The 13,441-nt window shown below is 43.8% G+C and carries 12 protein-coding genes; 3 read left to right on the forward strand and 9 right to left on the reverse strand.

The genetic code is table 11. The features are described from left to right. Positions 1–268 precede the first annotated feature (268 nt). Positions 269–1,036, forward strand: coding sequence for a formate/nitrite transporter family protein (locus tag NYE43_RS19970; RefSeq protein ID WP_095712743.1), 768 nt, complete (start codon positions 269–271; stop codon positions 1,034–1,036). A 38-nt stretch (positions 1,037–1,074) separates the two neighbouring features. Here the strand turns inward: NYE43_RS19970 and sacT are convergent, their stop codons facing one another. Beyond that, positions 1,075–1,905 carry a sac operon transcriptional antiterminator SacT gene (gene sacT, locus NYE43_RS19975; protein WP_326323574.1) on the reverse strand — a complete coding sequence of 277 codons (831 nt, stop codon included), beginning with the start codon at positions 1,903–1,905 and terminating at the stop codon, positions 1,075–1,077. Positions 1,906–1,946: 41 nt separating this feature from the next. Beyond that, a complete protein-coding gene (locus NYE43_RS19980; RefSeq protein WP_010332348.1) occupies positions 1,947–2,249 on the reverse strand; it encodes a hypothetical protein in 303 nt (100 codons plus the stop codon). A gap of 529 nt (positions 2,250–2,778) precedes the next feature. Here NYE43_RS19980 and NYE43_RS19985 point away from each other — a divergent pair. Further along, complete coding sequence (locus tag NYE43_RS19985) at positions 2,779–5,199, forward strand: S8 family serine peptidase (protein WP_341062507.1); 2,421 nt, start codon at positions 2,779–2,781, stop codon at positions 5,197–5,199. A 57-nt stretch (positions 5,200–5,256) separates the two neighbouring features. On the opposite strand, the gene NYE43_RS19990 is transcribed toward NYE43_RS19985, so the two are convergent. The 3 genes from NYE43_RS19990 to NYE43_RS20000 form a co-directional block, all read right to left on the reverse strand. Further along, positions 5,257–6,261, reverse strand: coding sequence for an LLM class flavin-dependent oxidoreductase (locus NYE43_RS19990; protein ID WP_326366007.1), 1,005 nt, complete (start codon positions 6,259–6,261; stop codon positions 5,257–5,259). A 177-nt stretch (positions 6,262–6,438) separates the two neighbouring features. Continuing rightward, positions 6,439–7,188, reverse strand: a complete 750-nt coding sequence (gene nfsA / locus NYE43_RS19995) for an oxygen-insensitive NADPH nitroreductase (protein ID WP_326323571.1) — start codon at positions 7,186–7,188, stop codon at positions 6,439–6,441. A 103-nt stretch (positions 7,189–7,291) separates the two neighbouring features. Then, on the reverse strand, positions 7,292–8,476 hold the full coding sequence (locus tag NYE43_RS20000; RefSeq protein ID WP_103671834.1) for an FtsW/RodA/SpoVE family cell cycle protein: 1,185 nt from the start codon (positions 8,474–8,476) through the stop codon (positions 7,292–7,294). Between the two features lie 531 nt (positions 8,477–9,007). On the opposite strand from NYE43_RS20000, the gene ywcE reads away from it, so the two are divergent. Next, positions 9,008–9,274, forward strand: coding sequence for a spore morphogenesis/germination protein YwcE (gene ywcE / locus NYE43_RS20005; protein ID WP_081638379.1), 267 nt, complete (start codon positions 9,008–9,010; stop codon positions 9,272–9,274). 40 nt (positions 9,275–9,314) lie between these two features. Here the strand turns inward: ywcE and qoxD are convergent, their stop codons facing one another. From qoxD to qoxA, 4 genes are read right to left on the reverse strand one after another with little or no spacing between them, the layout of a single operon-like run. Beyond that, positions 9,315–9,689 (reverse strand): cytochrome aa3 quinol oxidase subunit IV, encoded by a 375-nt coding sequence (qoxD, locus tag NYE43_RS20010; RefSeq protein WP_095712737.1) that lies wholly within the window; start codon positions 9,687–9,689, stop codon positions 9,315–9,317. A gap of 1 nt (position 9,690) precedes the next feature. Then, positions 9,691–10,305 (reverse strand): cytochrome aa3 quinol oxidase subunit III, encoded by a 615-nt coding sequence (gene qoxC / locus NYE43_RS20015; protein WP_003236031.1) that lies wholly within the window; start codon positions 10,303–10,305, stop codon positions 9,691–9,693. A gap of 13 nt (positions 10,306–10,318) precedes the next feature. Further along, positions 10,319–12,268, reverse strand: a complete 1,950-nt coding sequence (gene qoxB, locus NYE43_RS20020) for a cytochrome aa3 quinol oxidase subunit I (protein ID WP_010332354.1) — start codon at positions 12,266–12,268, stop codon at positions 10,319–10,321. Positions 12,269–12,295: 27 nt separating this feature from the next. Further along, positions 12,296–13,261, reverse strand: coding sequence for a cytochrome aa3 quinol oxidase subunit II (gene qoxA, locus NYE43_RS20025; RefSeq protein ID WP_081638380.1), 966 nt, complete (start codon positions 13,259–13,261; stop codon positions 12,296–12,298). Positions 13,262–13,441: the final 180 nt, after the last annotated feature.

The following is a 13,441-nucleotide window of genomic DNA, read 5'->3' on the forward strand; positions in this document are numbered from 1 at the left end:
CCTAAAATTCGCCAACGAATAAAGGACACAGCGATCCTTTTTCATTTACGCAAATTTTAGGTCTTGCCTGCTTTACCAGTCACAATCCCGCTTATCCGAATGAAGAATACGCTTTCATCATAATTGATGACAGCGTTTTCGTCAACTGTTTTTTTAGATAAAAAGTGATGTAAAACATTTAGACAAAAAGTCGTAAATATTAATTGTGAAATACTTCACAATATCGTGCTATACTATGCTCATCTATCAAAGAAAGCAGGAAAAGACAATGGAAACTCAAGCATTGCAAAAGGTTGAACAGTATGCTTTAAGAAAACAAAACATATTCGTTTCAAGCAAAATCCGTTATTTGCTCAGATCCATTTTGGCCAGCATGTTTATCGGTTTTGGCATTACAGCCGCAAGCAAAACAGGCAGCTATTTCTCTATTGCCGACTCACCGTTTGCCTTCCCGGCTGCCGCTGTGACATTTGGAGCTGCTATTGTATTAATTGCCTACGGAGGCGGGGATTTATTCACCGGCAACACCTTTTATTTCACTTATACCGCACTCCGGAAAAGAATCCGCTGGCGCGACACCCTGTACCTGTGGGTTTTCAGCTATACCGGCAATTTGATCGGAGCCGTTTTGTTTGCGATTCTTATCAGCGCAACCGGGCTTTTCGAGGGGGCATCCCATTCCTTTTTGATTCATCTGGCAGAGCACAAGATGGAGCCGCCTGCCTCAGAGCTGTTTTTCCGAGGAATGCTGTGCAATTGGCTTGTATGTCTCGCTTTTTTCATTCCGATGTCTCTCAAAGGAGAAGGGGCAAAGCTGTTTGCCATGATGCTTTTCGTTTTCTGCTTTTTTATTTCCGGTTTTGAACACAGCATTGCCAATATGTGCACATTTGCGATCTCACTTTTGATCGATCACCCTGATACAGTCACACTGGCGGGAGCAGCCAGAAACTTAATTCCTGTTACACTCGGCAATCTGGCCGCAGGAATTGTGATGATGGGCTGGATGTATCACACGCTGAATGCCGATCAATAAAAAAACTTCCAGAGATCACTCCCTGCAAGTCAAAGCGGTTATTCCGAGAGATCTTGAAGACGCTGGACATGCAGCGTGATATAGCCGGCCTCGGACTCCGGCAAATGTAATTGATATTCATTTTTCAGAAACTCCGCCAGCTCCAGCGCACATTGATAGGCAAATGAATACTTTTTTTGGATGAAATAAAGCATCTCTTCGTCCATGGCATGAAACGCTTCATTTGATTCCAACCGGCTGACCGCGTATCGCAAATGCGTGACAAGGCGTTGATAGGAAATGCTGTTTTCATCCACCTTTCGATTAAAGTAGTTTTCTATTTTCTCTATCATTTCTTTTATCATCGTCGTATGCTTCAGCGCTGAATACATACTCTCTGCATCTATCTTTGCCGTATGGATGTGAAGGGCAATATAACCCGCTTCATCTTCAGGCAGAGACACGCCCAATGTCTCTTTTACATGTCCGATCGCCCACAGGCCGATCTCGTATTCTTTTTTATAGAGCGCCTTTATCTCATGCAATAATTTATTTTGCACAAGCAGCCCATTTTGAATCCTTTCGATCGCAAAGGACAAATGGTCAGAAAGCGCGATATGAACATGGTCGCTCAGCGGCGCCGCGAGCTCCCCTTCCGCATAGCTGATGATTTCCTCAGCTATGTCAATATGCTCCTCAGGCAGTGTTTGCAGGATTTGTTTAAATTTTTCATTCTCGTCGTGCACGACAAAAATCTTTTCTACTTTATTCATAGGGATGAGATCATTTTTCTTTTTTTGAAAAGCGATGCCCGGACCCATGACGATTTTTTCCTGATCATCCTCTTTGATTAAAGCCGCATTGTTGTTTAATACCTTATAGATTTTCAAGAGGCTCTCTCTCCCGCCAATTAGCTTTTATGACTGGGATTTTACCTCCTTTTGACCGCCATGTAAAGATGCGGGCCGGCCCTCTCCTGCTTTGGCGATTCCTTGAAGGCTTGCAGACATCTTCTTTTATAGAGAGCGGCGGCTTTCGCTTTCTGTTTTTCTTCGTCATTCACAGCCATCCGCCATTCATAAAACGAAACCAGTCCTGCGGCTTGCACCGCCGCTTTTCTTTGATATGTACGCTGAGCCGAATAAATAGCGGCAGCCGCATGTTTTCGGTCCGGCGCCACCCAGTTCATCAAAAAGACCATCCACACCCGTAAAGATACAAGCAAACGTTTCATAGAAAAACATCCCTCCGCTTCTTTTTGGCAGGCAGCCTTTTTAGCAGCCCGTTTTTTCAGCCGCAGCTCACAGGAAAAGACGGCCGATTTCTTTTCTCGCAAACTAGCAGCTCTAGCAAAACTCATGACTCTATGATAGACCGTGGAAAGAGAATTCTTTGTCACAATATGAGTGAAAAAACAAACTAGTTTTAAGAAGTTTTGTTGAAAGCTGAAAGAAATGAAATGAAAATTGGAGAACCGCTTTAAAAAGTTTATACACAAGTTATCCCAAAGATAAGAACAACTTAATCACAAGAGATATCCACATGTCCACAAACCCCTTCTATATTTTGTATAAGAACATATATTCCCAACTATATATATACACAGCTTTATTCACTTATACACAGGGTTCTGTGTATAACTCCTTCCTTATACACAATCAAAATCCAATAAATGGTTCAAATGACACAAGGATTTTTTTGAATTTTCAAGAAATATATACTAGATATTTAACACTTTTTCTAAACACAAAGGGGGAAACACATTGAAAAACGGGATTATTCGTTTTCTGCTTCTAGGTTTGGTTTTATTCTTTACGTTATCCACAGGCATTACAGGTGTACAGGCAGCACCGGTTTCTTCAAAAGGATCGGCGGATCTGGAAAAGGCCGAGGTATTCGGTGATATTGACATGACAACAAGAAAACAAACAACGGTGATTGTGGAATTAAAAGAAAAATCCTTAGCAGAGGCGAAAGAAGCGGGAGTAAACCAAACGAAAAGCAAGCTCAAAAACGCCCGCTCAAAAGCAAAAAATAAAGCCGTGAAAGCGGTGAAAAACGGAAAAGTAAAACGAGAATATGAGCAGGTATTCTCCGGATTTTCTATGAAGCTTCCAGCTAATGAAATTCCAAAACTTCTAGCAGTAGATGACGTTAAAGCTGTGTACCCGAACGTCACTTACAAAACAGACAATATCAAGGAGAAAGACATCACCATCTCCGAGGACGCTGTCTCTCCGCAAATGGATGACAGCGCGCCATATATCGGAGCAAATGATGCATGGGATTTAGGCTACACAGGGAAAGGCGTCAAAGTGGCTGTTATTGATACAGGGGTTGAGTACAATCACCCTGATCTGAAGAAAAACTTCGGACAATATAAAGGATACGATTTTGTAGACAATGATTACGATCCGAAAGAAACACCGACAGGCGATCAGAGAGGCGGAGCCACTGACCACGGAACACACGTGGCCGGAACTGTCGCTGCAAACGGTACGATTAAAGGCGTAGCGCCTGATGCAACACTTCTCGCTTACCGCGTTCTCGGACCGGGAGGAAGCGGCACAACAGAAAACGTCATCGCCGGTGTAGAACGTGCAGTTCAGGACGGAGCAGATGTGATGAACCTGTCTCTCGGAAACTCGTTAAACAACCCGGATTGGGCGACGAGCACAGCGCTTGACTGGGCCATGTCAGAAGGCGTTGTCGCCGTTACATCAAATGGCAACAGCGGACCAAACGGCTGGACAGTGGGATCGCCAGGCACATCCAGAGAAGCGATTTCTGTCGGCGCAACGCAGCTCCCGCTCAATGAATACGCCGTCTCATTCGGCTCTTACTCTTCAGCAAAAGTCATGGGCTATGACAAAGAAGAGGACGTCAAGGCGCTTCACAATAAAGAGGTTGAGCTTGTCGACGCTGGCCTCGGCGAAGAAAAGGACTTTGAAGGAAAAGATCTGAAAGGCAAAGTGGCACTCGTCAAACGGGGCAGCATTGCTTTTGTGGATAAAGCGGACAACGCCAAAAAAGCAGGCGCCATCGGCATGGTTGTGTATAACAACCTGTCCGGAGAAGTTGAAGCCAATGTGCCAGGCATGTCAGTACCAACAATTAAGCTTTCATTAGAAGACGGCGAAAAACTCATCAGCGCCATGAAAGCAGGCGAGACAAAAGCAACATTCAAGTTGACAGTCTCAAAAGCGCTCGGTGAACAGGTTGCCGATTTCTCATCCCGCGGCCCTGTTATGGACACGTGGATGATTAAGCCGGATATTTCCGCGCCAGGCGTCAATATCGTCAGCACCATTCCGACACATAATCCTGACAATCCATATGGCTACGGGTCAAAACAAGGAACAAGCATGGCATCACCTCATATTGCCGGAGCGGTTGCCGTTATCAAACAAGCTAAACCGAAATGGAGCGTTGAACAGATCAAGGCTGCCATCATGAATACCGCCGTCACATTAAAGGATGGCGACGGAGAAGTATATCCGCATAACGCTCAAGGCGCAGGCAGCGCAAGAATTATGAACGCGATCAAAGCCGACTCGTTCGTCACACCGGGAAGCTACTCGTACGGCACATTTTTGAAGGAAAAAGGAACCGAAACGAAAAAAGAAACCTTTACAATTGAAAATCAATCTTCCATTAGAAAATCATACACGCTAGAATACTCATTTAACGGAAGCGGCATTTCCACATCCGGCACAAGCCGTGTTGTGATTCCGGCTCATAAAACCGGAAAAGCCACTGCAAAAGTAAAGGTCGACACAAAGAAAACAAAAGCAGGCACCTATGAAGGAACAGTCATCGTTAGAGAAGGCGGAAAAACCGTCGCCAAGGTTCCTACATTGCTGATCGTAAAAGAGCCGGATTATCCGAGGGTAACGTCTGTCTCAGTTAATGAGGGCTCTGAACAAGGCACCTATGAAATTGAAACCTACCTTCCTGCGGGAGCGGAAGAGCTGGCATTCCTCGTCTATGACAGCAACCTTGACTTTGCAGGCCAAGCAGGTATTTATAAACATCAAGATAAAGGCTATCAGTACTTCGACTGGGACGGCACGATCAATGGGGATACAAAGCTCCCAGCCGGTGAATATTATATGCTTGCCTATGCAGCGAACAAAGGCAAATCAAGTCAAGTCCTGACCGAAGAGCCATTTACTGTTGAATAAAAAGCAGCCCTGCCGAGAAACATCGGCGGGGCTTTTTTCATGCAGGCTTTAGCGGCTTCATGCCTCAGCAAACGCCTCCTGTAAAAGGCGATAAGAATGAAGTTTATCCTCAAATCGGTTCGTAATGGTCACCGCCATGATTTCCTCTGTACCATAAGCCTTACTCAAGGACATCAGCTGTTCCTTGACCTGTTTTTTCGTACCGACAATCATTCGGTTTCTGTTATCAGCAATTCGTCTTTGTTCATAAGGAGAGTACGTATTTTTCCGGACAGCTTCATAATCAGGAACGCCTTCTAAAGGTATGCCCTGCTCACCCGCCAAGAGAGTAAAATCAAGCACTGTCCCCAGCTGCTCCGCTTTCTCTTCTGTATCCGCACATAGAACAAAAACAGCAACTGCCGCCCGAGGTGTTTCTCCTAACACAGACGGCTTAAATCGTCTCATATATTGTCTGACCGTATCCTCCCCGCCCTCGCCATTGATAAAATGGGCAAACATATAGCCGGCACCCGATTCAGCGGCGAGCAGCGCGCTTTCTCCAGATGAACCGAGCAGCCACACATCAGGCGCAGTTGAAATATGCGGTGCAGCCGTTAAATTAGGAAACCGGTGACTGTCATCCGCCAAATCATGCAAATACATCGTCAGCTCCTTGATTTGCTGCGGGTACTGATCGGCATTGCGTTTCCCGCCGTCATTCAGCGCCCAAGATGCAATCGGCATTCCTCCCGGCGCTCTGCCTAGGCCGAGATCAATTCTTCCCGGTGTCAGCCCCTCCAGCACACGGAAATTCTCAGCTACTTTATAGGCACTGTAGTGCGGCAGCATGACACCTCCTGATCCCACCCTGATCCGGTTCGTTTTCGCCGCAATGTGGCTGATCAGCACCTCTGGACTGGACCCTGCCAGACGCTTTGAAAAGTGATGCTCTGAAACCCAAAATCTCTTATACCCAAGATCCTCAGCCGCCTGGGCAAGCTCAACAGTTTCCCGTAATGCCGTTTCTGCAGAGCTTCCCTCGGACACCGGAGATTGATCTAATATACTTAATGATAACATCCCTACCACCTCGTCCTCATCGTATCACTGATCCATTATTTTTTCTTCTAAGCCGCTCACACTGTTCATCGGTGTCCCCCGATCAATCGTCATTTATTTGGTCATCTTGTCTCTATTTGTCGGAATATGTTACACGTGAAACATAAAAACCTCTCCGCCAGCGGAGAGGTTTCACATTTAGTTCTTATTAAAGCCTTTTTCTTTCACATATTCATTTAAGTACGTACGCGGTTTCTGCTTCATAAAGTTCAGAATTTGATCAGACCACGTTTCCACTCGCTGACCGTTTGTTCTTTCTCTATAATAATCAGAAATGGTTTTGTCATATGCACTCATATGTTTACGAAAATCCTCGTCATTCACGTTATAGGTATTTTCATGATATACAGCCTGCTTCGGTAATCTCGGTTTTTTACCGGATAGGTTGGCAGGATGTCCTACAGCCAGGCCAAAAAGCGGGAGCACATGGTCAGGCGTTTGCAGCACCTCTGTCACCTTGTCCAGTTCATTCCGAATGCCTCCGATATAACATATGCCAAGCCCCATTGATTCTGCGGCAATGCTCATATTTTGAGCCGCAAGCGCAGCATCAATTAGACTGACCATAAACATTTCCGTATTTTCCAGCAGCTCAGAAATAAGTTCGCCTTTTTCTTCAGCCAGTTTTTGATGACGGTACAAGTCCGCACAAAACACAAAAAAGTGCCCGTTATGTTCTACATAAGGCTGATTCCCCGCAAGCACAGACAGCTCACGTTTTTTCTCCGGATCGGAAACACCGATAATCGAATAAGCCTGCACATAGCTGGACGTAGGCGCAGCCTGCGCGCTTTTCACTAATGTATCAATTTCCTCAGCTGTCAGAAGCTGATCAGTAAAAGATCGGATCGACCGATGGTTTAAAATGGTTTCAATTGTGTTGTTCATCACAAGGACCTCCTTATCTGTTTATCATATCCCAAAAAAAGTGAAGTCAAAAGTGAAATGCTCTGAAACGAAAAAAGACAGCCCTTTAGAGGCTGTCTGCATTTTATGAATTAAACAAATAACTTCTGTATCTCGTCAACTGAACACTCGCATTATACACAATACCGAAACCGATTAACGTGGCAAGCGTCGAGCTCCCCCCATAGCTGACAAACAGCAACGGAATCCCGGTAACAGGCATAATACCGATATTCATCCCGATATTCTGGAATGTGTGGATAACAATTAACGCCGTATAACCTACGCAAAAGAAAGAAGCAAAACGGTTGAATGGATGGATCTTGTCAATCAAAACGACAAGTCTATAGATTAAGAAGAAGAACATAATAACAACAATGGCACAGCCTAAAAATCCGAAGCTTTCACCTAAAATAGCAAAAATAAAGTCAGTTTGTCCCTCTGGTACATAAACCTTCAAGTTATGAACACCATTTCCGATAATACCGCCTGAGCCGATAGCCATGACGGCCTGATCAACCTGCCAGCCGCTATTTGCATCTTCCTGAGTTGTTCCATTTGAATCAGAAACCCAAGATGTAACCCTGTTAATTTGATACTCTTGAATCCCCACTGACTTAGCGACATCTGGAAAATTAATCATGACTAACAACGCAAGAGAAATAAGTAAGATACCTGAACCGCCAATGATCGCGATCAGCTTCCAGTTTACTCCTGACATAAAGACCATGACAATCACAATGAATATACAGATCCCAGCTGTACCAGCATCCTGCAGAAGGATAAGTCCGATTGGCACTACTGCAACGCCTGCTATCTTCAACAAAAGATAGACATCATCTCTAAGTGAACGAACTTTTTTAGGATTCGCCTTAGATATAACCGAGGCCACCATCATCATGAGCCCTATCTTCATAAATTCAGAAGGCTGCAACGTAACAGGTCCAAATTGGAACCAGCTCTTTGCACCATTTTTCACAGGGGCGATAGACTCAGGACTAATCCTTAATATCAACAGCAATAAGATTCCAAATATAAACACATATAAACTAAGTTTTTCTAGCTGCTCTAAATCGAAATAAAGTAGTGCTGTTATTGCAACAATGCCCAATACATAATAGACGATTTGTTTCTTCCAAGCACCGTCTCCATACTGCCCAAACTGACCGGCAGCATAAATTGATACTACGCTTATGATAAAAAACACACCTAATATAAAAATCAAATCCCCCTGGTAAAAGGGGCTTTGCTGTTTCTTATATCGACTCATTCTATCCCGCCTTACATTTTCATCGGAAAATCACTAATGTTTATTATACATGAACCACGTTCAAGATGACACGTGAAGCTCGTTTCCTTTTTTGTTTTTTGCGCGCATTAGCGGTGCTTTTTCAGCTACACGAAATATGACGTATCATAAACCGAAATGTTTCGATTGACACAAAACTTTTCATATGAAAAAAACCCTATTTCTCAAGGGTTATGAATGCAGCCTCTTATTAAATAAGTTGATTTGCTCAAAGATTTATTGAATGTTCCTATCGTACATCAAGTTCCCAGAAAACCAATGCCTAAGTAAACAAACTGTTCCATTCACGGTTTCCATACATTCTCCTAGCGGATTGGCGATAAAAAATAAGGCAATAGTGCCAGACCATTTCTGCAAATACCTGTATCAATTTCTGGAAAACATGGTATAATAATTGTAACAAAATGTTCACAAAACAACCACAAAACAGACACAATTCATTTCCTCTACTTCATTTTTGTAAACGCTGTCACAAAATGAAAGGAGACGGGTATGATGGACATGTTTTTTGCTTATTTATTGGTTGCCAGCGCTACTCCCCTCTTTATTTGGCTCGATAACAAAAAAGTCGCACTCTCTGCTATTCCGCCAATTATTTTAATGTGGGTATTCTTCTTCTTTTACGCAACAGAAAGCCTTTCTCCACTCGGACACACTCTCATGATTATCCTGTTTGCCGTCAACGTCATTGTCGCTCATATCGCAGCTTTTATCATTTATGGCCTTCCTTATCTTCGCAGAAAGCGAAGCAGCAGCTGAAACAGCAAAAAAACCCTCTTCGTCAGAAGAGGGTTTTTGCTTATTTGTTGTGGCCTGAGTGCTCTGAGTGTTCAGCGCCTCCAGGAGGATTTCCGTCCATATGGTCACCGTGATGATAGTGGGCCGCGAAAATCCAGATGGATCCAAGCACGATAACGATCGCACCGAAGAATCCGAACAGCGTGTTTCCGACTTGGATACCGCCATTTTCGCTCTCTGTCATGTGCATGAACATGAGAAGCTGGAGCGCCGCCTGAATGAAGGCGAAGCCGAAAATGATCCAAAGTTTTGCTGATGAGCTCAGGTCAGTATACACTGCAACCCATAGAGCCAGCAGGGTCAAAACAATAGACAGTGCAAAACCTACAATGTGCTTCCATGGAAAGTGACTGTGTTCAGCAGATTTGTTTGCCATTTTACAGACCCCCCAATCCCATGAGATAGACACCTGTAAAGATGAAAATCCATACAACATCTAAGAAGTGCCAGTACAAGCTTGAGATAAAGATTTTAGATGAAGTTTGCGGAGTTAAGCCGCGTTTCTTCAACTGAATCAGAATTCCTGTAATCCAGAAAATACCGATTGTTACGTGAGTTCCGTGAGTTCCAAGTAAAACAAAGAATCCAGACCAGAACGCACTTGTACCGAGAGATGCTCCTTCATGTACATAGTGGACAAACTCGTTGATCTCACAACCGACGAAGCCGGCGCCGAGAAGAAGAGTAATAATTGTCCAAATGACTACGCCTTTTAAACTTCCGCGGCGCATTTCATGAACAGCGATCCCGCAGGTAAAGCTGCTGATAAGCAGCAAGAACGTCATAATCATTACCAGATTCACTTCAAACAGTTCGTCCGGTAAGACACCTCCTGCTGTTCTGTTTTGAAGAACGAAGAAGGTTGCAAATAGTGTTGAGAACAACACAATTTCTGCCCCTAAAAAGATCCAAAACCCGAGAATATTAAGTCTGCCGGTTTCAGATTGATATTCCATAGGCGCGTTAGAATTGCCGTGTTCTGCATGTTCCATAACTCACGCCTCCTTATTCGGAAATCTTTCTTTCCGTCTCTTTTATTTCATCAACACTAACGTAGTAGCCATTGTCGTATTCGAATGAACGCAGAACCATGCAGAGCAGGACTCCGATCAATCCGACTACGCCCATCCAGTACCATTCAAAGACAAGTCCAAAGCCGGCGATACCGAAGGCAACAGACATAAAGAACGGTCTGCCTGAGTTGCTTGGCATATGGATTTTCTTGAATTTGCTTTCAGGGTATAATTCAGTTTTTTCTTCCTTCATATGCAGGAATGCATCTTGAGATTTGACTTCAGGAAGCACCGCAAAGTTGTAGTGCGGCGGAATCGCAGATGAAGTCGCCCAATCAAGCGTACGTCCCACACCCCATGAATCTCCGCTGATTTCACGAGTAGAGTAACGGAAGCTGTAGTAGATGTTATAGCAAAGGATTAAGAATCCTACACCCATCATGAAAGCTCCGACTGTTGAGATAAAGTTCAATGTTGTCCAGCCGTCATTCGGTCCGTATGTGTAAATACGGCGAGGCATGCCTTGAAGCCCCAAGAAATATTGCGGGAAGAAACAAATATTGAACCCGATCATAAAGATCCAGAAGAACCATTTTCCGATTTTTTCGTTCAGTTTGTGGCCGAACATTTTTGGATACCAGAAAATAAATCCTGCGAAACAAGCAAATACAGTACCCGCGATCAGCACGTAGTGGAAGTGAGATACCAGGAAGTACGTATTATGGTATTGATAATCCGCTGCTGCCATCGCAAGCATAACCCCTGTAACCCCGCCGATAACGAAGTTAGGAATGAACGCAAGCGCCCACAGCATAGGCGTTGTAAAGCTGATTCGGCCTTTATACATTGTAAAGAGCCAGTTAAAGATTTTAACCCCGGTCGGAATCGAGATTGCCATTGTCGTAATTGAGAAGAATGAGTTAACGGACGCACTGTTCCCCATTGTGAAGAAGTGGTGAGTCCAAACTAAGAAACTCAATACGGAGATGGCGATAATAGAACCGACCATCGCTTTGTAACCAAACAATTGTTTTCTTGCAAAGCTTGAGATAATTTCTGAGAAAATACCGAACGCCGGAAGAATAACGATATATACTTCAGGATGTCCCCAAATCCAGAACAGGTTGGCCCAAAGCATCGGCATACCGCCTGCTTCCAGTGTGAAAAAGTGAGCGCCGAACAAACGATCAAATGATAAGAGTGCTAAAGCTACTGTAAGCACAGGGAAAGCAAACACGATAATAACCATTGTGATCAGTGTTGTCCATGTGAACATTGGCATACGCATCAGTGTCATGCCTTTTGTTCTCATTTTTAAGATTGTGACCATAAAGTTGATCCCTGTCATCAGGGTACCGATACCGGCAATCTGAAGTCCGAGGAGGTAGTAGTTCTCACCCGGCCCAGGGCTCATGTCGTTACTTGCAAGCGGCATATAACTTGTCCAGCCTGCGTTCGGAGAACCTCCGATAACGAAAGAAATATTGAAAAGCATAGCCCCTACGAAGAACGTCCAGAAGCTCAGGTTGTTCAAGTAAGGAAATGCAACGTCGCGAGCACCGATTTGAAGAGGTACAACAACGTTAATAAGACCGATTAAAAACGGCATCGCCATGAAGATAATCATGATCGTACCGTGAGTCGTAAAAATTTCATTATAGTGGTTTGAGTCTAAAAAACTGTTATTCGGAAGCGCTAGCTGGGCACGCATCATCAAACCGTCGACACCGCCGCGGAATAACATAATTACAGCAGAGATAATATACATGATTCCGAGTTTTTTGTGGTCAACAGTTGTTATCCATTCAGACCAGAGCCATTTCCATTTCTTGAAGTAGGTAAGTACAACAATGATGGCGATGGTAGATAGTGCAATGGAAACTTGTGCGCCCAGAATTAATGGGTCACCTGTTACAAAAAATTCATCCCATTTAAATTTCATGCGGGCTTCCTCCTTTCCTGATCAATATCATTCTTCTGTATCATCAGACTTCTTAAATTCATTTTCCTTTACGTTTTCAAACGGATCTGTTTTAGAGTGCGGTGAAACGGCTTGATAGCCAAGGCGTTTGCGGGCCTCCATCGCGTATTCTGCGTCTTGTCCGTGATCAACGTATTTTAAGTGAGTAGAAGAGAACGTTAATTCGTCCACATTTTCAGGAAGCATCAATTGATCATACTTCTCTTTTGTCAGCTTAGGAGCCTCATTTTGAGTCTTTTTCACCCAGCTGTTAAAGTCTTTTTCTGTTACAGCATTCACATCAAACTCTTGGTCGGCAAAATGTTCACCTGTGAAGTTCGCGTTGCGGCCCTCATAAGTTCCCACTTCATCAGCCTGTAAGTATTGATCCATCAGCATTCCTGCCATCGCGTATTTTTGTCCTCCAAGCTGAGGAATCCATAGCGATGCCATTGAATCTGCAGATGAGATTTTAAACAAGATCGGGCGGTCGACAGGAATGTTTAAGTAGTTGACCGTTTCAATATCCTGTTCAGGGTAGCTGAATACCCATTTCCAGTCTACCGAAGTAGCGTAAACAACAAGAGGCTCTTTATCCTTTGTTGCTTCAGGAGCTTTTTCTAACGAATATATCGTCTGTACGGTTGGCACAGAAAGTGCGATGACGATTAAAATTGGGATCACTGTCCAGACTACTTCTAAGAACGTGTTACCGTGAATTTCTGGGTTATAAGATCCATTATCTTTGCCTTTACGGTCGCGGTATTTTACTAAAATAATGGTAAATAGAACAAAGACGACCCCGACAATAAACAGCATAAATCCGATAGATAACAGGATTAAATCACTTTGCTGATCAGCCACAGGCCCTTTCGGATCTAGTACTGAGGCATTGCTGCATCCCCCAAGGACGAAAACCACAGTTAACAGCGCTAATACAAGTAACGGTTTTATTGCTCTGAACAAGAAGATCACCATCCTTCCTATTGATGTAATAAATCTGAAGTGCATACTTCCTCAAAATCTTTTCTCTACTTTGTTATGCTATCAAAAACTTCACTTATTAGCTTTATTTTTTTATAAACTTCAGCCCATTTTCGCTTAAATGTCATAAAATCGACAAAAATTGCTCCAACTTTATTCATATCTATCGCT

The organism is Bacillus sp. FSL R5-0434 (assembly GCF_038004745.1).
In the GTDB taxonomy this organism is placed as follows: Bacteria; Bacillota; Bacilli; order Bacillales; family Bacillaceae; genus Bacillus; species Bacillus halotolerans.

Coding starts and splice junctions, on each gene's coding strand:
- NYE43_RS19970 (WP_095712743.1), top strand. CDS start 269: ATGGAAACTCAAGCATTGCAAAAGGTTGAACAGTATGCTTTAAGAAAA.
- NYE43_RS19980 (WP_010332348.1), bottom strand. CDS start 2,249: ATGAAACGTTTGCTTGTATCTTTACGGGTGTGGATGGTCTTTTTGATG.
- NYE43_RS19990 (WP_326366007.1), bottom strand. CDS start 6,261: ATGTTATCATTAAGTATATTAGATCAATCTCCGGTGTCCGAGGGAAGC.
- nfsA (WP_326323571.1), bottom strand. CDS start 7,188: ATGAACAACACAATTGAAACCATTTTAAACCATCGGTCGATCCGATCT.
- NYE43_RS20000 (WP_103671834.1), bottom strand. CDS start 8,476: ATGAGTCGATATAAGAAACAGCAAAGCCCCTTTTACCAGGGGGATTTG.
- ywcE (WP_081638379.1), top strand. CDS start 9,008: ATGATGGACATGTTTTTTGCTTATTTATTGGTTGCCAGCGCTACTCCC.
- qoxD (WP_095712737.1), bottom strand. CDS start 9,689: ATGGCAAACAAATCTGCTGAACACAGTCACTTTCCATGGAAGCACATT.
- qoxC (WP_003236031.1), bottom strand. CDS start 10,305: ATGGAACATGCAGAACACGGCAATTCTAACGCGCCTATGGAATATCAA.
- qoxB (WP_010332354.1), bottom strand. CDS start 12,268: ATGAAATTTAAATGGGATGAATTTTTTGTAACAGGTGACCCATTAATT.